The sequence below is a fragment of the Mesorhizobium sp. WSM3860 genome (assembly GCF_002294995.1).
Classification (GTDB): domain Bacteria; phylum Pseudomonadota; class Alphaproteobacteria; order Rhizobiales; family Rhizobiaceae; genus Mesorhizobium.
Map to the genome: position 1 here is coordinate 99,349 of NZ_NSGF01000006.1, position 21,814 is coordinate 121,162.

At 63.8% G+C, this 21,814-nt stretch carries 20 protein-coding genes and 1 tRNA gene; 7 read left to right on the forward strand and 14 right to left on the reverse strand.

Annotated elements, in window-relative coordinates:
* Positions 1–4 precede the first annotated feature (4 nt).
* Complete coding sequence (locus tag CK220_RS12420; protein WP_095811809.1) at positions 5–790, reverse strand: TSUP family transporter; 786 nt, start codon at positions 788–790, stop codon at positions 5–7.
* 113 nt (positions 791–903) lie between these two features.
* On the opposite strand from CK220_RS12420, the gene CK220_RS12425 reads away from it, so the two are divergent.
* Complete coding sequence (locus CK220_RS12425) at positions 904–1,329, forward strand: TerB family tellurite resistance protein (RefSeq protein WP_095811810.1); 426 nt, start codon at positions 904–906, stop codon at positions 1,327–1,329.
* A gap of 15 nt (positions 1,330–1,344) precedes the next feature.
* Here the strand turns inward: CK220_RS12425 and CK220_RS12430 are convergent, their stop codons facing one another.
* The 5 genes from CK220_RS12430 to CK220_RS12450 all read right to left on the reverse strand — a co-directional run bounded on the left by CK220_RS12430 (position 1,345) and on the right by CK220_RS12450 (position 7,671).
* On the reverse strand, positions 1,345–2,967 hold the full coding sequence (locus CK220_RS12430; RefSeq protein ID WP_095811811.1) for a dipeptide ABC transporter ATP-binding protein: 1,623 nt from the start codon (positions 2,965–2,967) through the stop codon (positions 1,345–1,347).
* Entirely contained in the window at positions 2,964–3,833 is an 870-nt protein-coding gene (locus CK220_RS12435; protein WP_095811812.1) for an ABC transporter permease, read from the reverse strand. The genes CK220_RS12430 and CK220_RS12435 overlap by 4 nt, the downstream gene beginning before the upstream one ends.
* Entirely contained in the window at positions 3,830–4,777 is a 948-nt protein-coding gene (locus tag CK220_RS12440; RefSeq protein ID WP_095811813.1) for an ABC transporter permease, read from the reverse strand. The genes CK220_RS12435 and CK220_RS12440 overlap by 4 nt, the downstream gene beginning before the upstream one ends.
* Positions 4,778–4,806: 29 nt before the next feature.
* Entirely contained in the window at positions 4,807–6,285 is a 1,479-nt protein-coding gene (locus tag CK220_RS12445; RefSeq protein WP_095811814.1) for an ABC transporter substrate-binding protein, read from the reverse strand.
* Positions 6,286–6,393: 108 nt separating this feature from the next.
* Positions 6,394–7,671, reverse strand: a complete 1,278-nt coding sequence (locus CK220_RS12450; RefSeq protein ID WP_095811815.1) for an acetylornithine deacetylase/succinyl-diaminopimelate desuccinylase family protein — start codon at positions 7,669–7,671, stop codon at positions 6,394–6,396.
* Between the two features lie 256 nt (positions 7,672–7,927).
* On the opposite strand from CK220_RS12450, the gene CK220_RS12455 reads away from it, so the two are divergent.
* Together CK220_RS12455 and CK220_RS12460 are read left to right on the forward strand one after the other, a co-directional pair.
* Complete coding sequence (locus CK220_RS12455) at positions 7,928–8,359, forward strand: L,D-transpeptidase (protein WP_095811816.1); 432 nt, start codon at positions 7,928–7,930, stop codon at positions 8,357–8,359.
* A 194-nt stretch (positions 8,360–8,553) separates the two neighbouring features.
* Positions 8,554–9,396 (forward strand): hypothetical protein, encoded by an 843-nt coding sequence (locus CK220_RS12460; protein ID WP_095811817.1) that lies wholly within the window; start codon positions 8,554–8,556, stop codon positions 9,394–9,396.
* A 133-nt stretch (positions 9,397–9,529) separates the two neighbouring features.
* Here the strand turns inward: CK220_RS12460 and CK220_RS12465 are convergent, their stop codons facing one another.
* The 7 genes from CK220_RS12465 to CK220_RS12495 all read right to left on the reverse strand — a co-directional run bounded on the left by CK220_RS12465 (position 9,530) and on the right by CK220_RS12495 (position 16,141).
* Positions 9,530–10,516 (reverse strand): lipid A biosynthesis lauroyl acyltransferase, encoded by a 987-nt coding sequence (locus CK220_RS12465; protein ID WP_095811818.1) that lies wholly within the window; start codon positions 10,514–10,516, stop codon positions 9,530–9,532.
* Between the two features lie 6 nt (positions 10,517–10,522).
* A complete protein-coding gene (locus CK220_RS12470; RefSeq protein WP_095811819.1) occupies positions 10,523–11,551 on the reverse strand; it encodes a zinc-binding dehydrogenase in 1,029 nt (342 codons plus the stop codon).
* A gap of 38 nt (positions 11,552–11,589) precedes the next feature.
* Positions 11,590–12,861, reverse strand: coding sequence for a beta-ketoacyl-ACP synthase (locus tag CK220_RS12475; RefSeq protein ID WP_095811820.1), 1,272 nt, complete (start codon positions 12,859–12,861; stop codon positions 11,590–11,592).
* A 4-nt stretch (positions 12,862–12,865) separates the two neighbouring features.
* Positions 12,866–14,071 (reverse strand): beta-ketoacyl-ACP synthase, encoded by a 1,206-nt coding sequence (locus CK220_RS12480; protein WP_095811821.1) that lies wholly within the window; start codon positions 14,069–14,071, stop codon positions 12,866–12,868.
* Positions 14,072–14,117: 46 nt separating this feature from the next.
* A complete protein-coding gene (locus CK220_RS12485) occupies positions 14,118–14,399 on the reverse strand; it encodes an acyl carrier protein (RefSeq protein WP_027167184.1) in 282 nt (93 codons plus the stop codon).
* Between the two features lie 174 nt (positions 14,400–14,573).
* Complete coding sequence (locus CK220_RS12490) at positions 14,574–15,719, reverse strand: slipin family protein (protein ID WP_095811822.1); 1,146 nt, start codon at positions 15,717–15,719, stop codon at positions 14,574–14,576.
* Between the two features lie 356 nt (positions 15,720–16,075).
* Positions 16,076–16,141, reverse strand: a tRNA-Ile gene (locus tag CK220_RS12495).
* A 476-nt stretch (positions 16,142–16,617) separates the two neighbouring features.
* On the opposite strand from CK220_RS12495, the gene CK220_RS12505 reads away from it, so the two are divergent.
* The 3 genes from CK220_RS12505 (at position 16,618) to CK220_RS12515 (ending at position 20,297) form a co-directional block, all read left to right on the forward strand.
* Positions 16,618–17,568, forward strand: coding sequence for an AEC family transporter (locus tag CK220_RS12505; RefSeq protein WP_095811823.1), 951 nt, complete (start codon positions 16,618–16,620; stop codon positions 17,566–17,568).
* Positions 17,569–17,719: 151 nt separating this feature from the next.
* Positions 17,720–19,177: an NAD-dependent succinate-semialdehyde dehydrogenase gene (locus CK220_RS12510; RefSeq protein WP_095811963.1), complete on the forward strand. Its 1,458-nt coding sequence runs from the start codon at positions 17,720–17,722 to the stop codon at positions 19,175–19,177.
* 97 nt (positions 19,178–19,274) lie between these two features.
* The gene (locus CK220_RS12515) at positions 19,275–20,297 is read left to right on the forward strand and encodes an aldose epimerase family protein (protein WP_095811824.1); all 1,023 of its coding nucleotides are present in this window, start codon (positions 19,275–19,277) and stop codon (positions 20,295–20,297) included.
* Here the strand turns inward: CK220_RS12515 and CK220_RS12520 are convergent.
* On the reverse strand, positions 20,294–21,214 hold the full coding sequence (locus CK220_RS12520) for a sugar kinase (protein ID WP_095811825.1): 921 nt from the start codon (positions 21,212–21,214) through the stop codon (positions 20,294–20,296). The two genes, CK220_RS12515 and CK220_RS12520, sit on opposite strands and share 4 nt — an antisense overlap.
* Positions 21,215–21,368: 154 nt before the next feature.
* Between CK220_RS12520 and CK220_RS12525 the strand changes: the two genes are divergently transcribed.
* Complete coding sequence (locus tag CK220_RS12525) at positions 21,369–21,812, forward strand: FixH family protein (protein ID WP_095811964.1); 444 nt, start codon at positions 21,369–21,371, stop codon at positions 21,810–21,812.
* Positions 21,813–21,814 lie beyond the last annotated feature (2 nt).

Sequence of the window (21,814 nt, forward strand, 5' to 3'; positions counted from 1 at the left end):
ACCGTCACACACCAATGAGCCGGCGTAGGGGATTGGCCGGGTCGGCAAGCAGCTTGACCGCCAGCGCTACACACACGATCACCAGCAGCGGCTTGATCAGTTTTGCGCCGATTTTGATGGCGAGGCCGGCGCCGAGGCGCGCGCCCAGAAACTGGGCAACACCCATCATCAGGCCCATCTTCCAGTCGATGACTCCCACGGCGGCGAAGACGACGAAGCCACCGATGTTGGAGGCGAAATTGAGCAGCTTGGTGTGCGCGGTCGCCTTGAGCAAACCATAGCCGGCAAGGCTGACGAAGGCGAGCATAAGGAACGAGCCCGTGCCTGGGCCGAACAGACCGTCGTAGAAGCCGATGGCAGGCACAACCGTCAGGCCGAATAGGAGCGGCGACAGACGTTCTGCGCGGTCAACGTCGTTCATGTTGGGCTTGAACGCGAAGTAAAGAGCGATCGCGATCAGCAGAACCGGCAAAAGGGCGCGCAGGAAGTCGCCGGGCACGACCGTCGCCAGCAGCGCGCCGATGGCGCCGCCAACAAGCGCCAGCAGCGCGGAAGGCAGTTGTCGGCGCAGATCGACCTGGCCGTTCGCGGCATAGTGGATTGTGGCCGAGCCCGAGCCGAACATGCCCTGCAGCTTGTTGGTGCCGAGCGCTGCCACCGGAGAGAAGCCCGCCAGGAGCAGCGCCGGGATGGTGATCAGGGCGCCGCCGCCGGCGATCGAATCGACGAAGCCCGCCGCAAAAGCGGCAGCAGTGAGTATGAGGACGGTCTGCAAAGTAAGGTCGATCATCGGGCTATGGATCAAGGCGGGGGGACGGCAGCTTCCATCATGCTTGCACAGTTTGCGCAAGACCGATTCCACGCTAACAATCTCAATGGAATCGCAAGGGGAGGCTTACGGCGATGGCGCTGCTCGACCAGATACGCTCGATCTTCGACGGCGACCCGGGTGTGCGCAAGGTAGCGGACGATCCGGTGCTGTCGGCAGAGCTTTTGATGCTGTTCCGGATGATCCTGGCCGACGGCTCGGTGTCGGAGAGCGAGATGGTCGCCTTCCGGCGCATCTGCAAGGAAGCCTTCGGCATTCCCGAAGCCTCGATCGACAGCGTCATCGAGTATCTCAACGACTACGGCTACGAGACCAACGGCTCGCAAGCGATCGCGCTGTTCCGCGACCTCGATGTCGAGCGGCGAAAGCTGCTTGCGCGCCACATGGCCGAGATCGCCAAGGCGGATTCGAAGCTTGCCGAGAGCGAGGTGAAGCTGCTGCGTCGCACGCTCGACCTGCTCGACATCAGCCCGGTGGATTCGGTCACACCGGAGGGCTGAGCGCGAGCTCGCTGCTTACCCTTGTTCCTGCATGCGTCGCGCGATCGCACGGTGAAGGTCTGGCGCCGCCGCGACCAGCGCCTGCGCGGCTTCCGAGCGCGGCCTGTCGAGCACATTGGCCGTCTTGCCGCGCTCGACGATCTTGCCCTCATGCATGACCAGCACCTCGTCCGACATGGCGCGGGCAACCGTCAGGTCGTGCGTGATGAACAAATAAGCGATGCCGAGCTTCTGGTTAAGCTCCGCGAAGAGATCGAGGATTTGGGCGCGGATCGAGACATCCAGCGCCGAGACCGGCTCGTCGGCGACGACCAGTTTCGGGCGGGTGATGATGGCGCGGGCGATCGACAGGCGCTGGCGCTGGCCGCCAGAGAATTCATGCGGGTATTTGTCCATGTCGCGCGGGCCGAGTCCGACCTCATGCAGCGCATGCGCGACCATCTCGCGCCGCTCGGCTTTCGCTGGCTGGGTCTCGAGTAGATGCAGCGGCTCGGCAACCAGCTTGTCCACCTTCTGGCGCGGATCGAAGGAGCCGTAAGGGTCCTGGAACACCACCTGCATGTCGCGCCTGGCCGGCTTCAGCTCAGCCTCTGACTTGCCGGTGATGGTCTCGCCGCGGAAGCGGATCGCGCCCGCCGTCGGTCTGTCCAGCGCCAGGATCATGCGGGCAAGGGTGGACTTGCCGCAGCCGGAGCGCCCGACGAGCGCCGCCGACTGCGCCGGTTCGATGGTGAGCGAGACATCGTCGACGGCGCGGATCGGCTCCGCCGGCCGGAACAGGGACTTGCGTCGGCCGGGATAATTCCGGCTGACGCCTTCGACTTCGAGCAGCGGCTTTGCCGAGCCGGCAATATGGGCCTTCGGCCGCGCCGGCACATGCATCGAAGCCAGAGCCAGCTCGCGCGTGTAGGGATGTTGCTGCTCCGACAGCGTGCGGGCGGTATCGCCGGCTTCCATCACTTCGCCGCGGCGCAGGATGGTCAGGCGGTCGGCCATTTCGGTCACCACGGCGAGGTCGTGGGAGATGAGCAGCAGGCCCATGCGGTTCTCGCTGACCAGATCGCGCAGCAGGTCGAGGATCTGCGCCTGCAGCACCACGTCGAGCGCCGTCGTCGGCTCGTCGGCGATCAAGAGTTTTGGCTTCAGCGCGCAGGCGATGGCGATGACGACGCGCTGGCGCTGGCCGCCGGACAGTTCATGCGGGTAGCGCGACAGCGGGAATTTCGCTTCCGGCAGGCCGACGCGGTCGAGCATTTTACGCGCGCGATCTTCGGCCTCGGCGCGGCCCGCCTTGGTGTGCCAGCGAATGCCTTCGGCCACCTGCTCGCCGATGGTCTTGACCGGATTGAGCGCCGTCATCGGCTCCTGAAAAACCATGCCGATGTCGTCGCCGCGCAGCGCGCACATCTGGTCCTCGCTCGCGGCAAGGAGGTCGATGCCGTCGAAGGTGACGCGTCCGCTGGCTTGAGCTAGATGCGGCAGCAGCTGCATGATCGTCAGCGCCGTCATCGACTTGCCGGAGCCGGATTCGCCGACCAGGCCGACCACCTCGCCGGGCGCAATCGCAAGCTCGACTTCCTTCAGGATCGGTGTTCCGCCGATCGAGAGCGACAGGTTGTCGATCTGTAGCAGGCTCATCGCCGCCGCCGCGATTTCGGATCGAGGATGTCGGCAATGCCGTCGCCGAGCAGGTTGAGCCCAAGCACGGTAACGATGATCGCCATGCCGGGAAAGATCGCCATCCACGGCGCCGTCACCATCCGCGTCTGCGCGTCGAACAGCATGCGGCCCCAGCTCGGCATTGGCGGCTGCGCGCCCAGGCCGACATAGGAAAGCCCCGCTTCAGCGAGGATGCCGAGCGCAAACTGGATCGTGCCCTGGACGAGCAGCAATGTCGCGATGTTGGGCAGGATGTGCTCGACGGAAATCTGCGTCATGCCCTTGCCGGCTGCCCGTGCGGCGAGGATGAATTCGCGCGGCCAGATCGCCAAGGCGGCGGCGCGGGCGACGCGCGCGAAGACCGGGATGTTGAAGATGCCGATGGCGATGATGGCGTTGACCGCGCCGGGACCGAAGATTGCGGTGATCATGATCGCCGAGAGCAGCGCCGGAAAGGCGAAGACGAGATCGTTGATGCGCATCAGCGCCTCGTCGGCAAGGCCGCCGCGCGCAGCGGCGAAGGCGCCAAGCGGCACGCCGATACCCATGCCGATGCCGACCGCCACCAGCGCCACCGCGATGGAGTTGCGGGCGCCAACCATGATCATCGACAGGATGTCGCGGCCGAAGTGATCGGTGCCGAACCAATGCGTCCACGAGGGCGCCTGCGTCTTGTCTGCGATCACCAGCTTGGTGACGTCGTAGGGGGTCCATACAAAGGAGAGCAGCGCAATCGCAGCCACCAGCAGCGTGATGGCGAAGCCGGTCAGAAAAGAGCGGTTGCCGAAGGCTTTGGCCAGAATCCCGGCAAGCGTTTCCTCGGGCAGGTCGACGCGCACCGTCATTGTCGGCCCCTGAGCCGCGGATCGACGACGGCGTAATAGAAGTCGACCAGCAGGTTGACGGCGATCACGGCCGCGACCAGCAGCATGACGACGCTCTCGACGACGATCAGGTCGCGCTGGGTGATGGCCTGGAAAACCAGCCGTCCAAGCCCTGGCAGATAGAAGACATTCTCGATGATTATGGTGCCGGCAAGCAGGAAGGCGAATTGCAGGCCGAGAATGGTGAGCACCGGGATCATGGCGTTGCGCAGTGCATGGCGCCAGAGCACCGCGCGGTAGGGCAGGCCCTTGGCGCGGGCGGTGCGGATATAGTCTTCGTTGAGCACCTCGATCAGCGCCGAGCGGGCGACGCGCGCCAGGATAGCCGCCTGCGGCAGCGCCAGCGCGACGGCCGGCAGCAGCAGCGATTTAACCGCCGGCCAGATCCCGGCCCCCCAGCCAGGAAACCCGCCGGCCGGCACCAGCCGCAGCCAGACGGCGAAGAGATAGATCAGCATCAGCGCGAACCAGAAATTCGGCACGGCAACGCCGAACTGGGCAGCGCCCATGGCGAATGTGTCGCCGGCCCGGCCCTGGCGGCCGGCGGAGAACACCCCGACCGGAATGGCTATGACGGTCGACAGCGCCAGCGCGATCAGCGCCAGCGGCAGGGAGACGACGACGCGCTCCCGCACCAGGTCGATGACGGGCACCGAATAGGTGTAGGAGCGGCCGAAATCGAGGCTAAGCAACCCGCCTGCCCAATGCAGGTAGCGCAGGAGAAGCGGCGCGTTCAGGCCCATCTGGTTGCGCAACTCCTCGACTTGGTCGGCGCTGGCGTTGAAGCCCAGCATCAGGCGAGCCGGGTCGCCAGGCAGGATTTCCATCACCGCAAACACCACCATCGAGGCCAGCACCAGCGTAATGGCCGCGATGATGAGACGCTTGAAGAGATAGGTGGTCATGGGAGGCGATCAGGCGATCGCGCCGGCCGTCAATCCGTCCACTTCACCTTGGTGAGGTCGTTGGCCTGGATCGGTGCATTCTCCCACAGGCCCTGCAGCTTCGCGTCCCAGACCCCGACCTTCGGCAGCTCGTAGAGGAAGCCGACCACGGCGTCGTCGGCGAGGATCTTCTGCGCCTCTGCCAGCAGCGCTTTCCGCTTCGCCTCGTCCGAGGTCAGGTTGAGCTTGGCGATGATGCCGTCGAAGGCCGGGTTGTCGTAGTTGAAATAATAGTCCTTGCGCGAATAGATATCGATGTCGTTCGGCTCGGTGTGGGAGACGATGGTGAGGTCGTAGTCCTTCTTGGTGAAGACCTGATCCAGCCATTGCGCCCATTCGACGGGGATGATCTCCAGATCGATACCGACATCGCGCAGTTCGGACGCGATGATCTCGCCGCCAAGCCGCGCATAGGACGGCGGCGGCAGCTTCAGCGTCGCTTTGAAGCCTTTTTCGAGGCCGGCTTCCTTCAGCAGTTCCTTGGCCTTGTCGACATTGTGCGGATAGAGGCCGGTGAGGTCGACATAATCTTTGTTGGCGGGCGACATATGCGAGCCGATCGGCACGCCGAGGCCCGCCGAGGCCCCGTCGATGATCGCCTTGCGGTCGAGCGCGAAGGAGATGGCCTGGCGCACCTGCAGCTTGTCGAAGGGCGGCTTCTTGTTGTTGATCGAAAGAATCGTCTCGCCTTCGGTGGAGCCGATTACCACCTTGAAACGCGGGTCGTCCTTGACCTGAGAGACGCTGTCGGGATCGAAGAAGGGGAAGGCCTGGATGTCGCCGGAAAGCAGCGCCGGCACGGCGGCGGCGGCGTCGGGTACGATGCGGAACTCGACCTTGTCGAGCGCAACCGGGGCACCCCAGTAATTGTCCGACTTCACAAGCGTGATCGACGACCCCTTGGCCCAGCTCTGGAACTTGAAGGGGCCGGTGCCGACCGGCTTTTCCTTGTTGGTGTCGGCCGATTTCGGCGACACTATCACCGCGTCGCCCCAGCCCATATTGTAGAGGAAGGAGCCTTGCGGGTTCTTGAGTGTGACCTTCACCGTCGCCGGATCGACGACATCGACCTTGTCGATCTGCGCGAACAGACCCTTTTGGGCGTTGACCGAATTGTCGGCGCGGGCACGGTCGAGCGAGAATTTCACGTCGTCGCCGCTGAAGTCGCTGCCGTCGTGGAATTTCACGCCGGTATGCAGCTTGAAGGTGTAGGTCTTGCCGTCATCCGAGATGGTCCAGCTTTCGGCAAGATCGGGCATCACCTCGCCGTTCGGGCCGATGCGGGTGAGACCTTCGAAGACATTGGCGTAGAGCACCTCGTCGATAGCGGCCGCGGCGCCCGCGGTCGGGTCGAGATGAGGGGGTTCGAGCGGAATGCCGATGACGAGGTCGGTGCGCGCCGCAAAAGCCGACGTGGCGGCGGCGAATGACAGCACAACCGCGGCGAGAATGGTCTTCCACAATTTCATCGCTGAACTCCCATTGCTCAAATAGCCAGCGGATAGAAGCGTGATTTGGCCTGTGAGTAAATTGCGTTTCGTGCTGCCGGGCGGCGCCAAGGGAAATGTTTTTCCCGATCAGCCGGTCGTACCGCGCACCAGCACGTCAAGGCCGATCGCCATCACCTTGGCCGCGTCCACCATGTCGGCGATGCCCACCCATTCGTCCGGCCGATGCGCGAGATCGAGGATGCCGGGACCATAGGCGATGCAGTCGTAGATCTGGCCGATGCGGGCAACATGCTTCTGGTCGTAGGTGCCGGGCGAGATGACGTATTCCGGCTCGCGGTCGAAGATTTCCATGATGCCCTTCGCGACGGCTTTCACCACCGGCGCGTCGCGCTCGGTCATCAGCGGCAGCACTTCCATCAGGTCGCGGATCTCGTAGTCGAACTTTTCTCGCTCGCGCTTCAGCCGGTCGAGGATGCCGGTGACTTCACCCTTGACGGTGGCGAGGTCCTCCTCGAGCAGGAAGCGCCGGTCGATGGTCAGCCGGCAGGAATCCGGGACGTTGGGCGAGGGCAGTCCCGGCCGGAAGTCCTCCGTCTGGCCGCCATGGACGGAATTGATGTTCATGGTCGAGCGCCGGGCGCCCTCGGGCACCACCGGCATGCGCGTCACCTTGCGGTCGAGCGCCGGGAAAAGCTCGTCCTCGAAGGCCTGCACGACGGCGCCCATATGGCGCACCGCATTGTCGCCGAGGAACGGCATCGAGCCATGCGCGATCTCGCCCTTCGTCTCGATCTCGGCCCACCAGACGCCGCGATGGCCAAGGCAGATGCGGTCCTTGTTCAGCGGCTCGGGGATGATGACGTGGTCGACCTTCGGTTTCGAGAAATAGCCGAGCTTCGCCAGATGGGCGACGCCGCCGAACCCGCCGGATTCCTCGTCGACGGTGCCGGATATCTCTATGGCGCCGGGAAAGTCGGGATAGACCTCCATGAAGGCTTCTGCGGCAATGACAGAAGCCGCCAGCCCGCCTTTCATGTCGCAGGCGCCGCGGCCGTAGACCCTGCCTTCCTTCACCAGGCCGGCGAAAGGATCGACGGTCCAGCCTTCGCCGGCCTCGACCACGTCGATATGCGAGTTGAAGTGGACGCAGGCACCGGGCGAGCGGCCGTCGAAGCGGGCGACGACATTGACGCGTGGGTAGCGGTCGGTGTCGCCGGGCGTGCCTTCTGCGCGAATGAGCTCGGTTTCGAAGCCGAGCTTCCTGAGGCGCGCGCCAAGGTACTCGGCGCATGGCCGGTAGGCCTCGCCGGGCGGATTGACGGTCGGAAAGCGGATCAGGTCGGCGGTCAGCGCGATCAGGTCGTCTACCCGTTCATCGACGGCCCGGAGGAGTCGTTCGTTCATCCGGCGGATTGAAGAAGCAACGCGGCGCTTTTGCAAGCTGCGTTTCGCCGGTTGCCAGACAATGATTGAGGGCAGGCTGGGAGCTTAAACCACTGAGAGTGGGTGGCTGCATGGCAACCATGGCGGGAAATCGTTCAAATGCGCGAAATCGGATTGGCGAATTTGTCAAGGAGTGTGTGGTACTTAACGCACCTGCCGGCAAAATGATGGAAAAGAACCACGTGATGGCAGGGGGCAATCGAAGGGGTTTCATCGCATGAAAAAGTCCATCCTCATGGCAGCCGTGTTGGCAACCACGTTGCTCGGCGCGTCGATCGCAAGCCGGGCGGCTTCGCTGGTCGCCAATATCGACGTCTCGACGCAGACGATGACCGTCAGCAGATACGGCCAGGTGCTGTACCGCTGGAATGTATCGACGGCCCGCAGGGGCTACTTCACGCCGCGCGGCAGCTACCGGCCGCAATGGACCGCGCGGATGTGGTACTCGCGCAAGTACGACAATTCGCCGATGCCGTTTTCGGTGTTCTTCCGCGGCGGCTACGCCATCCACGGCACCGGGGCCGTGAAGTATCTCGGGCGTCCGGCCTCGCATGGCTGCGTGCGCTTGCATACGGCCAATGCCGCGACTTTCTATTCGATGGTGAAGGAAGCCGGCTACGGCAACACGCGGATCGTCGTGACCGACTGAGAATGAGCCGGAGGTCGGCTGACGGGCGCGGACAGAAATCTTCTGCCCGCGCGTGCCCTTTCGGGGCGTTGCAACAATGCCTCACATGCTTCGAAAACCAACGGTTTATACTACCGAGAGCATCGCCGAAGCTGGTCTGCATGCCGAGGCAGTGGTAAGTACGAAGCGTTAATTTTGGCTGCTTGGGGACTATAATGTATCGATTTCTTTTGAGCGCTGCGATCGCAGCGACAGCAACTTCGGCGTTCGCTGCCGACACGCCGGTTGTTCTGGACCAGGAACTCGCCCAACCGCACATATCAGGTTATGGGGAGGTTTATCTCGGCGGTATCTATTTCGCGACTCCCGGGGACGATGCAGACGGCACGACCGCGGGCGGCGCTGCGCGGGTCAATTTCCCGATTGATGCTCGGTGGAATATCCAGACCGATGCAGTGATCGATTCGCTCTGGATCGAAGGCACGAACATCTACAGCTACGGCGGCGCCATCCATGGCTACTGGCGCGATCCGAGTTCCTACGCTCTGGGTGGATTTGCTACGATAAACGGATTTGGCGGCGATAACGGCATCGGTGACGCAGACCTTTACACTTTCACCGTCGGCCCGGAGGCACAGGCCTATTTCGGCAACGTGACCCTCTACGGCCAAGTATACTATGGCCAGTTGCGGGCCGGCGGCTTATCGGAACATTTGGACAACTGGGGCGGCCGTGGAGTGGTGCGCTTCTTCGCCCAAGACAATCTCCGTTTCGATGGCGAACTCGGCTTCTCGAGACTTTCCGCGGATGGCGGCCACCTCGATACTGTCACAGCCGCCTTGCAGGCTACATACAGGTTCGATGGGACGCCGTGGTCGGTATTCGGGCGCTACCAGTTGGATCACCTGACTTTCTCCGAAGCGTCGGGCAGCGTAAACATCCACAAATATGTGATCGGGTTGCGGGCAAGCTTCGGCTCGGATACGCTGCTTTCCGAAGACCGCAACGGTGCTACCATGGACACCTATCGGCCGAACTTCTCGGTGCCGTTCCTTTAAGAGTTGTCCGTTAATTTGCGAAAACAAATGCCGCGAGGATCGATCTTCGCGGCATTTTTCTTTGCGCGGCATCCGGCAGCGTTCCAGTGCAAGTTGCGAGCAGCTATGGGAACCTTCCGGCACCGTCCAAAGCTCAGCTGGCCTCTTTGACCAGGCCGCGCTTACGGCGGCGGCCGCTCATCTCCCAGCGCTTGTGGAACCACATCCACTGTCCGGGATCCTCGCGCACCCAGCGCTCGACGACGTCGGCGAGCAGCTGTGTGGTGGCGTGAACATCGACGCTGCCACCTTCGGTGCGTGGCAGGTCGAGCTTGTCTTCGATTTCCAATCGGAAACGGTTTCCCGGCAGCCTGACGCAGCGCGCCGGATAGACATCGCAGTCATAGTGGCGGGCGAGCATGCCTAGCACCGGATTGCTCTGGCAGGGGCGGCCAAAGAAGGTCGTCTCGACGCCGTTCGTGAATTTCTGATCGACCAGCACGCCGATATTGCCGCCGTTTTCCAGGATGGCGGCGAGCGCGAATGACGCGCCGGTCGAAGAAGGCAGCAGGCCTCCCATGCTCGAGCGGCGTGTCGAGTGGATGTAGTCGGCAAGGTAGGGATTGTTGGGCGGGCGGAACAGCGCCGTGATGTTCATGCCGAAGGTGGCGGCGGCGACCGGCAAAAGCTCGAAATTGCCGAGATGGCCGGTGAACAGGATATGCGGCTTCTTTTCGCCTGCGATTTCGACGAAATGCTCGATGCCGCTGACCTCGACCCGGCCCGGCTTGGCGGCATTCGGGTCGAAATCGAAGAGGGCATCGAGGAAGATGTATTCGGTGGCAAGCCGGGCCATGTTGCCCCACATGTCGGACGCGATGGCCTCGATTTCGGCATCGCCCTTTTGCGGGTAGGCAAGGCGCAGATTGTTGACCGCCACCCTGTGCCGCCCGACCATCGGCCCGATGCGGCGGGCCACGCGGTCGGCGAAGTTGAGCGCGCTGTCAGGCGGCAAAAGTCGCAGCAGGCCGATGATCGCCATGGCAAGCCGCGCCACCAGCCAGTGCTCCATTTGGCGTAGCCGCCGGCCATAGCGGAACATGAAGTCCCGGCGGGCTTTCTTGAGCACTTTGCCGACCATCTTGTCTTAGGCAACGCGAAGAATGATCTTGCCGAAGACGTCGCGGCCTTCCATGCGCTTCAGTGCGGCGTCGATGTCGTCGAAGCCGACTTCGGTGTCGATCACGGGTGCGACGAGACCGGCCGCCATCTTCTGCATGGCATCGGCCATGTTCTCCATGCGGCAGCCGAAGGAGCCGAGTAGCTTCAGCTGTTGCTGGAAAAGCTGCATCAGGTTGACCTGCGTCGAGACACCGGAGGTCGAGCCGCAGGTGACGAGGCGGCCGCCGCGCTTCAAGCATAGCATCGAACCTGCAAAAGTGTCGGCGCCGACATGCTCGAACACGACATCGACGCCCTTCTTTTTCGTCAGCTTGCGCACCACGCCTTCGAAGCGATCCTCGCGATAGTTGATGACATGGTCGGCGCCAAGCGCCTTCGCCTTGTCGATCTTGGCGTCCGACCCGACCGTAGTGAGGACCGTGCAGCCCATGCGCTTCGCCAGCTGGATGGCTGCGGTGCCGATGCCGGAGCCGCCGGCATGGACGAGGACGGTCTCACCGGGCTCCAGTTTCGCGTTGTCGAAGAGCATATGCTCGGCCGTGCCGAAGGTGACGGGTGCGACGGCGGCGCCCAACTCGGACACACCGGGCGGCGCAGGCACCAGGAGACGGGCGGGCAGGTTGATCTTTTCCTGCGCGAAGCCGTCGAGATGGAAGCCGTGGACACCGGAGACGTGCTCGCAGAGATTGTCGCGGCCTTCGCGGCAGGCGCGGCAGAGCCCGCAGGTACGCGCGCCGTAGATCGACACCAGTTGACCCGGCAGCAGGTTGGAAACGCCTGGCCCGACCGCCTCGACCTCGCCCGAGGCTTCGGCGCCGACGACCAGCGGCAGCTTGCGCTTGGCGAAGGCCATGCCGCGCCAGCCCCAGACGTCGATATGGTTGAGCGCCACCGCCTTGATGCGGAGCGTCACTTCGCCTTGCGAAGGCGGCGGCGGAGGCGGAAGGTCCACCGTTTCAAGCCGGCGGTCCTCGATAAGTTGCAATGCGCGCATTTGGCCTGTCGGTACTTTGGAAGCGGGAAAACGTCCGCTTAGACCGGTTCCCGCGCCATGACAAGGCAGGTGTTCTGGCCGCCGAAGCCGAAGGAATTCGACAGAACCGTGCCGACCTCTGCGTTGCGCTTCCTGTTTGGCACCACGTCGAGCACGATTGCCGGATCAGGATTGTCGTAATTGATGGTCGGCGGGATGACGCTTTCGCGCATGGTCATCAAAGAGAACGCGGCCTCGACTGCGCCGGCAGCGGATAGCGTGTGGCCGATCATCGACTTGTTCGACGAGATCGGCATCGAGCCGATCCGCTCGCCGAATACGGTCGACAGCGACAGATGCTCCATCTTGTCGTTTTCCGGCGTCGAGGTGCCGTGCGCGTTGACGTAGTCGATCTCGTCTTCGCTCAAGCCAGCATCGGCAAGGGCGGCACGTACCGCAGCGATGGCCGGCGAACCGTCAGGCTTGGAGCGGGTCCGGTGGAAGTCGTCGGCCTTTTCGCCACAACCGCGCATGATGCCGAGGATCGTCGCGCCGCGCGCAAGGGCTGCTTCCAGCGATTCCAGCACCAGCGCACCGGAGCCTTCGGCAAGGACAAAACCGTCGCGGTCCTTGGAGAAGGGCTTTGAGGCCTTTTCGGGAATGTCGTTGTGGGTGGAGAGCGCCGAAAGCAGCGAGAAGCGGATCAGGGCTTCGGCCGTGGCGGAGCCGTCGGCGCCGATCGACAGCGCCTTGTCGCATTCGCCGCGGCGGATCGCCTCGACGCCGAGCTGGATGGCGGTGGCGCCGGAAGCACAGGCGGTCGACAGCGTGATCGGCAGTCCGCGCGTGCCGAAGCGGTCGGCCAGCCGGTCGGCGATCGAGCCGAACTGGGTGGTCTCGAAAATGCCGAGCTCCTTCAGTCCGCGCGCCACTCTCAGCAGCCTTTCGGAACCGCTTTCCTTGTTGTCGGAATTGTAGAGCGAGAAGCGGTCGGCCCAGTCGAGCTCGACCGGCGGCGAGGCGAGAAACAGCGGGCCGCCGAAATCGCCGGAATCGAGGCCGGCCTCCGACACGGCTTCCTGGGCGGCCGTCTCGGCCAACTCGTAGGTGAGGGGGCTGGCACCCTTGGAGCTCGACGGCAGGAAATCGACCATGCCGGAGATGCGGGTGTTCAGATGATCGACGGGAAAGCGTGTGATCGGATGGATGCCGGATTTGCCCGAGGTCAGCGCTGCCCAGTTGTCGGCCTTGCCGACGCCAAGCGAAGTCACCACGCCGATGCCGGTGACGGCGACGATCGGCCTGCCCATGTGATCGCGGAGATTGGCCATGCTTCTATTTGCCTTCGCTCTGAGCGGCCTTGATCAGCCCCAGGCCCTCGAATTGGTGATAGCCGATCGACGTTGCAAGGACGGAACTGGGGGCGCCTCCGAATGGCTGCTCCACTGTGGCATCGAAGACAGGGTAGGAGGCCTTGCGGTCGACGGCGAGCGCGGCAAGCGCCACGGCGAAGGGGAACTGCGCTTCCTTCATGTGGCCGGTGAGCGTCGAGAAGGCCCTCACTGCAAGCGCCGGGTTGGCATCGAGCGCGGCCTTCTCGGCCGCCGTGGCGGCATGCGCGCCGGAGGCACCGGAGATCGTCAGCAATTCGCCGGCCCGCAGCGCCGTCTGCTTTAGCAGCGCGGCGATGTCGGCACTCAGTTCGCCGCGCCGGCGCCTGGCCCGGCCGGAAACCACAGGTCCGAGCTCAGCATAGATCTTGCGACCGCGGCTCTGCGCATGCTCGCGCTGTTCGAGCACCAAGAAAGCGCCGCCCGAGCCCGTCACCACGCCGCCGCCTTCCGCGCCCTGTCTTTGCCAGACCGGCCTCCACGGGCCGCGATGCAGATAGCCGGCGAGCTCATAGCCGAGCAGCATGTCTGAATGCTCGGTCTGGAACGCGCCGCCGACCAGCACATGGGTCGACTGGCCGGAGCGGATGCGGGCAGTGGCCGTCTCAACGGCAGAGACGCCGGCGCCTTCCTCGCCCATGAAGGTGCGAGACGAGCCGGTGACCTTGTGCACGATGGAGATGTTGCCGGCGAGCAGATTGGAAAGCTGGGCGAGGAACAGCGTCGGCCGCAACTCCGTGGTAAGCTTCTCGTTGAGCAGCACGTCGCGGTCGTTGCGGCTCTCGGACGCCGCCAGGATCGCGCTGTCGACGGCCTCGTCGCGCTCGCCGCCGCCGGCCGCCACAACCATGTCCATGGTCGCGCAAAGCTCGTCATTGCCTTTGATGCCGGCGTCGTCCAGCGCCAGGCCGGCGACATAGGTGCCGAGCCTCTGCCAGGTTTCCATCTGGCGCTGGTCGCCGCGCTTGGCGATCTGCAGGTTCCAGTCGATCTCGGGCAGGGGATGAATTGTGTAGGGCGCAAAGCGCGTCGCATCGAGCACCGGCTCAACGCCCGGCCGGGTCAGCTGCTGCCAATGCGCGTCCGGTCCTTCTCCCAGCGAAGAGACAAGGCCGATGCCGGTGATGACAACGTCGCGCGGGCTGCTCATGAGCGGCTTTGTTGGTCAGGCTGGAGGGGTGGCAATATCGCGCTCGTCAGGCGGCCTTGGCCGCGACCAGCGCGTCGATTTTGGCGCACAGGTTCTTCATGACGAAGTAGTCGTCGGTCGAAGCCTTGCCGTCATTGACCTCCTGCGTCCACTTCTCGAGCGGGACCTTGATGCCGAATTCCTTGTCGATGGCGAAGACGATGTCGAGGAAATCGAGGCTGTCGATGCCGAGATCGTCGATGGTATGGCTTTCGGGCGTGATGGTGTCGATATCGATCTCGCTGGTGTCGGCAATGATCTTGGCGACTTTCTCGAACGTCGTGGACAAGGGCTCTTCCTTCGGTTGCGGGCGGAATCTGTCCGCATCTTGTTTTGGCGCTGTCTAATCGGTTTTTCCGAGCAGGAAAAGGCCTGACACGCCGGGCGCAGATGGGATGCCGGCTTTCTGGACGCAAGAAGGGCCGCCGGACAACCCGGCAGCCCCTCCATTTGAGACGCCAGCTCAGCCTTCGCGGAGCTTGACCAGATCGTTGAGCAGTCCGCCCGTCCCGTTGTGGACGGTCAGGCGCTCGACCTTGCCGGCGATGGCTTCGAGAGCCTCGAGTTCCTTCAGCCGCAGCATCACCGGGTTCTCGGCCATCACCTTGGCCGTGTTGAGGAGGGAACGCGTGGCGTTCGTCTCCTCGCGGCGGCGGATGACGTTGGCCTCGGCCTGCTTCTCGGCCGAAACCACCTGGTTGAGGATCTCGCGCATCTCGCCCGGCAGGATCACATCCTTGAGCGCGATGTCGCTGACCTCAAGGCCGATCGCAGCCATGTCGGAACGCACCTTGGCCGCTGCCTCCTCATCGACCGTGATCTTCTTGTCGAGGATCTGGTCGAGGGTGAGCGCGCCGAGCGTCTTGCGGAAGGCGTACTGCAGGGCGCGGTATAGGGCTTCCGAGAAGTCCTTCACCGTGCTCACCGCCGTCACCGGATCGACGACCCGGTATTCGGCGGCGATGTTGACGCGGATCGTCACCCGATCCTTGGTCAGCATTTCCTGCCCGGCGACATCAAGCGACTGTCGCTTGAGGTCGACGACCTTCACCTGGACCATGCGCCCGACATTCCAGAAGGCATGCACACCCGCGGCAAGCGCGCGGGTGTAGACGCCGTCCACGAACAGCAGACCGACCTGACCGTCCACGACCGGATGCAGGAACATGTGTTCCGTCTTCCGGGCCTGGCCGATCCGGCGCATCAAGGCCGGATCGACGGCCAGATCGGCCGCCGTGTCGGCAGACGTCACCGCCCACGGGCCGGCATCCGTCCACAGCACGAGCTTGCGATCCGGAGCGAGAACGGCATGAAGGGCGCCGTCGCGCTCGATCACGGCAATGTCGGTGCGCCCGGTGCGAACCACGGTGAAGTGACGCGCGGCCACGTCCGGGAGCTTGTCGAACAATGCCTTCTCGTAGGCCGAAACGAATTCCGGGTTCTTCAGGTCATGCCTGGAGATTTCCAGGTTTCCGCGCCGGTTGGTAAGCCAATGTTCACCCGGCATCAGGACAGCCTGGATCTCGCCCTTGTAGAGGGCGACGGCACGTTCATTTTCCTTCACGAGGACGCGCTGGCGTCCCAGAACCTTTTCGAGAATGGTCTTCATTGTCTTTACTCCTGTCGGGCATGGCCCCATGCGAGGCTTCACGTCATGCGTCGATCGTCCTTTCGTTTCTCGTTTCCTTTTCCCGGCACGAATGATCCGGAGACCGGTGACATCGATCCGCGGCGGGCCTTCGGGAGCGGATCGCGGGGCGGCGAAGCGGGCGCCGAAGGCCGAAGCCTCCTTTGCCGGCATCGCCGCGCCTTGATCGTCACCGCGGGCCAGGCACGAGCCGATGGCACAGGACATCGCGGGCCGGCGAGGCCGAAGCCTTGCCGTCCTTGAAATCCTCGCATTCCGGTCCCCGGACCGTTTTTCAGATAACACCGTAAGAGGCTGCCTTGGCTTATCAGGCCAAATGGAGAAGGATTCGAACCTTCGGCCGTCAGATTATGAGTCTGATGCTCTACCCAACTGAGCTATCCGTGTCGTGGGTGTGGGAATTGAACCCTGCCTCCGGATCCGAATCCGGTGCTCTCCATGAGCTACACCCGCAAGTCCCAACACTCCGAAATGGCACCGTACACAGGGCAGCAAAGCCGGCTGCGCGGGCGGAGACGAAAGCTCCAACCGGTGTGCTCGCTTCGGTTTTCGTGACCGGGAGCGCGCGTATAGACCCTGCGACGGGTTGTCGCAAGTGGCATTGTCGCGGCGGGCTTGCGGCATCTTCCGGCTGTGGCATTTCGGCCACAGCGCCGAGCGGGCAGACCTAGCCGTCAGAATGTGACGCGGCCGAGCACTTTGAGCCGTATAGCGGCCGGAGAGGCCGGGGCCATGATCGGCATATAGGGACCGCAAAGCCGGCTGAAGAACAAGCAGAGGACCAACGGTCGGCCGGAGAGCGGCCGATTGCACGGCGCTCGGGGCTCGCCTATCACGGGAAAAATGTCTTCGCCCCAAAATGACTCCGCTCGTCGAAACCGTCCTCTTCGTTTTCAGTCTCGTCGCGCTCGGCTATCTCGCCGGGTTCACCGGCTATCTGAAGCCGGCGAGCGGCGAGGGCATCTCCGAATTCGCCGTCAATGTGGCGATGCCGCTGCTGCTCTTCCAGACCATGGTGAAGTCGGATTTCCACGGCGTGGCGCCTTGGTCGCTGTGGGGCGCCTATTTCGCTGCGGTGGCCATCACCTGGGCCGCCGGCCATCTGGTCACGACGCGTATCTTCGGCCGCGATGCCCGCGCCGGCATCGTCGGCGGCGTGTCCTCGGCCTATTCCAATGTCGTGCTGCTTGGCGCGCCTTTCATCCTCGGCATATTCGGCACCAGCGGCTTCGAGGTGCTGTCGTTGCTGGTCTCGATCCACCTGCCTGTCATGATGATGGCATCAATCGTGCTGTTCGAGATGTTCGGCCGTCGCGGCGAGGAGTCCGTGCATCCGCTGCGCGTCATCCGGAATTTCCTCAGGCGGCTGTTCGTCAATCCGCTGATCATCGGCATTCTGGCGGGGCTCGCTTGGCGCTTTACCGGCGCGCCGCTGCCGGAGCTGATCGGACGGCTGGTCGACGCGCTGGCCGATACGGCCGCGCCGGTGGCGCTGTTTGCGATGGGGCTCAGCCTGCGCCGCTTCGGCATTTCGGGCAACGTCCGCCCAGCGCTCGCGCTTTCGGTGCTGAAACTCTTCGTGATGCCGGCCTTGGTGCTTCTCCTGGTCTGGTTGCTCGGCCTGCCGCCGCTGACTGCAAAGGTCGCCGTGGTGGTGGCGGCGCTGCCTTCCGGCATCAATTCCTATCTCATCGCCGTTCAGTTCAACACCGGCCAGGCGCTGGCCTCCAACCAGATGACGATCGCCACGGCCAGCGCGGTGCTCACCACATCCTTCTGGCTGACGGTGGTCCTGCACGTGTTCGGCTAGCGCTCGCTTTTGCTGGTCCAACCCCTATATGCCATCTTGTGATTGCTTGCCGGGCTTTCCCTAGGTAAGAGCAATGCGCCAGCGTGCGGCCTTGCACGCCCCTCGATATCCAGAAAAACGGCCGATCAGCGCGCCGAACGGAGGCCAGACCATGCTTCAGAAGACCAGTCATTTCATGCGCCAGGCCAATCTCATCAACGGCGAATGGGTGCAGGCCGACAGCGGCCAGACCATCGACGTCAACAATCCGGCGACGGGCCTGAAGATCGGCACTGTGCCGAAGGCCGGCAAGGCCGAAACCCGCCGCGCCATCGAGGCCGCCGAGGAGGCTTTCAAGACCTGGCGCAAGACCACCGCGCTCGAGCGCTCGAAGCTTCTGCGCAAGCTGCATGATGCGATGATGGACAATCAGGACGTGCTGGCCGAGCTGCTCACCATCGAGCAGGGCAAGTCGCTGTTCGAATCCAAGGGCGAGATCGGCTCGGCCGCGAGCTATATCCTCTGGTTCGCCGAGGAAGGCCGCCGCACCTATGGCGACATCGTGCCGTCGCCCTGGGGCGACCGCCGCATCCTAGTGACAAAGGAGCCCGTCGGCGTCATTGCCGCCATCACGCCGTGGAACTTCCCATCCTCGATGCTCGCCCGCAAGCTCGGACCGGCGCTGGCCGCGGGCTGCACGGCCGTGGTCAAACCGGCCTCGCAGACGCCTTACTCGGGCCTCGCCTGGGGCGCGCTCGCCGAAGAGGTCGGCTTCCCCAAGGGCGTCATCAACATCTTGACCGGTTCGGCCGGCGAGATCGGCGACGAGATCTGCGCCAATCCGCTGGTCAAGAAGATCACCTTCACCGGCTCGACCGAGGTCGGCAAGATCCTGATTCAGAAGTCGTCGGTCACCGTCAAGAAAGTGTCGATGGAACTCGGCGGCAACGCGCCGTTCCTGGTCTTCGACGATGCCGACATCGATCGCGCCGTCACCGGCGCCATCACCGCGAAGTACCGCAATTCCGGCCAGACCTGCGTCTGCACCAACCGCTTCCTTGTCCAGGCGGGTATCTATGACAAGTTCGTCGAGAAGCTTGCCGCCGCCAGCAACAATCTGAAGGTCGGCTCCGGCCTCGAAGAAGGCGTGCAGCAGGGGCCGCTGATCGACGAGAAAGCGGTCGAGAAAGTCGAGGAACTGATCGCCGACGCGACGTCGAAGGGCGGCAAGGTCGTTGCCGGCGGCAAGCGCCATGCGCTCGGCGGTTCGTTCTTCCAGCCGACCGTGATTTCCAATGCTACGCCGAAGATGCGCTTCATGAAGGAGGAGATTTTTGGGCCGGTCGCGCCCGTGTTCAAGTTCGAGACCGAGGAAGAGGCGATCGCATTGGCCAACGACACCGAGTTCGGCCTCGCCTGTTATTTCTACACCGGCGATCTCGGCCGCGCCTTCCGCGTCATGGAAGGACTGAAATACGGCATGGTCGGGGTCAATGAAGGCCTGATCACCACGCCCGAAGCGCCGTTCGGCGGCGTCAAGGAATCGGGCCTCGGCAAGGAAGGCGGACATCAGGGCATCGAGGACTATCTCGACACCAAATATGTCTGCATCGGCGGCCTCGGGCTCTGAGAACCTCTCCGCTGGTGGGGCAGGCGCCTGGCCTGCCCTTGCCGGAGACGACCGGCGTAGTCCACAGATCAATGAATTGACGTTTTCGGGCACAGCGATGAAGGACGGCGAGGTCTTCGGCACGACGCAGGCGGGCGAGGACGTTCGCCGCTTCACCATCCGTGGCGGTGGTCTCACGGCCAATATCATCGGGCTCGGCGCGATCGTCCAGGATCTGCGGCTCACCGGCCACGATGCGCCGCTGGTGTTGGGCTACGACCGGTTCGAGCCCTATGAGACCGACCGCGCCTATTTCGGCGCCGTCGTCGGCCGCTTCGCCAACCGCATTCGCGACGGCCGCTTCACCATCGCCGGCAAGCGCTACCAGACGGAGCGCAATTTTCTAGGAAAACACACGCTGCATGGCGGCTCGGAAGGCTATTTCCACCGGCCGTGGTCGGTCTCGCTGCACGGGCGCGATTTCGTGACGCTGACACTGCACGATCCGGACGGCACGATGGGCTTCCCAGGCGCGCTGGACGTCACCTGCACCTACCGGCTGAAGATCCCCGGCACGCTCAGCATGGAATTGACCGCCACATGCGAGGAGCCGACGCTCTGTAATCTCGCGCAGCACTCCTACTTCAATCTCGACGACGCGGGCGCCGGCGACATCCTCGACCACCGGTTGATGCTCAACGCCGGCGCCTACACGCCCGTCGATGGCGAGATGATCCCGACCGGCGCGGTGAAGCCCGTCGACGGCACTCCCTATGACTTCCGCCAGGCGCGGCCGCTGCGCATGGAATCGGAAGGCGAGCAGCTTCCCTACGATCTGAATTACTGCCTCGCCTCGAGCCGTGGACCGCTCCATCAGGCAGCCTGGGTGCAGGGCGCCAGTTCCGGCGTCGAAATGGAGGTCTGGACCACCGAGCCCGGCCTGCAGCTCTATATCGGCCAATATGTCGCGCCGTCCTCCCCAGGGCTGGACGGGCGCCGCTACAACGCCTTTTCAGGCTTCTGTCTCGAAGCGCAGACTTGGCCCGACGCGCCGAACCGGCCCTATTTCCCCCAAGCCACGCTTTGGCCGGGTCAGATCTACCATCAGGTGACGGAATACAGGTTCCGGCTCCCTAGCTAGCTTTCAAAGGCTGTTCTAAGAATCTCGAACGGCGCCAGCGCGCCGCGCACCTGCACGACGGCCGCAGCCACCCGATGCGCGCGCCGAACCGCGTCGGAAGGCTCATGACCGGCAAGCCGGGCGGCGAGATAGCCGCCGTCGAAGGAATCGCCGGCACCCGTGGTATCGAGAGGCGTGGCGACATGCACTGCCTCGATTGTTTCCGAGGCGCCGTTCACGGCAATCAATGCCGGCTGCTCGCCGTTCTTGACGACAACCTCGCCGACCAGCTTCCCAAGTCGCGCCGCCGTCGCGTGCGGTGTCTCGTCACCGAACAGCGTCTGCTCGTCCGGAAAGGTGGGCAGGGCGATGTCGGTGACGGCCAGCGCCTCCAGGATCGCGGCCTGCGCGGCCTCGCGGCTTTGCCAGAGCCGGGGACGGTAGTTGGGATCGAAGGCGATAAGCGAGCCTGCGGTGCGAGCTATTGCAACGGCCGAAAGCAGGGTTTTGCGCGCGGCATCATCCAGAATTGCCAAAGTGATTCCGGAAAAATACACAAGTGCCCGGTTTTCAAGGCTTTTCGCCAGTGCCGCTGCATCGGAGGCAAGCTGGCGCGCGGCCGCATCGCTTCGCCAGTAGGTGAAGGCGCGCTCGGCTCCGGTGAGTGTGATCGCGTAAAGGCCCGGCCTTGCACCGGCAATGACCGGGCTATTGCCGATACCGATGCCGTTCTGGGCGAAGAATGCGATCTGATCGCGGGAAAAAGGGTCGTCGCCGAAGGCCGAGACATAGGTCGAGGGTCGGCCGGGACTGAGCGCATGCAGCGCCCATAGCGTGTTGAAGGTGTCGCCGGCAAAGCCCATACGCCAGTTTGGTCCTGCCTGGCCCGACAGTTCGAGCATGCATTCGCCGATCGACGCGACACCATTGGCTTCCATATGACTTGTCCTCCTAAAGCTTTGGTGCTGTAGCTTTTTGCAGCCGGCAGCGCCATGCTTGGCGCAGGCCGATTTTTGCGCCAGAAGCGATTTCCCACAGGGGGACGGGATGCTGCGCGCAGCCCGTGACGTTATCAGCCGAAGAGGAGCCGGTTTGGCATCGATATGGCGTTACATTCTTGCGGGTCTCGGTCTGGCTGCCCTGCTGGTCGGCATCCTGGCGGTCGTCTATCTGACGGCGCCGCATTCGGCACCGGGTCCCGATACGTCGCGTTCAAAGAAGACGGCGAGCGGCCTGTTCGTTGCGAGCTTCGAGCCGGAGCGCGGCGTCATCCGGCAGGGCGAACTGCAATCCTGGCTGCTGACGCTGAAGACCGCCGCCGGCGCTCCGGTGGAGGGGGCCGCGATCACCGTTTCCGGCGGCATGCCGCAGCACAATCACGGCCTGCCGACCAGCCCTCAGGCGACCGACTATATGGGGGCGGGACGCTACCGCATCGACGGCGTGAAATTCACCATGAGCGGCTGGTGGCAACTGCGCTTTGCGATCTCGGCGGCGGCGGGCTCCGATTCCGTCGTCTTCAACATCGTGTTGTGAGC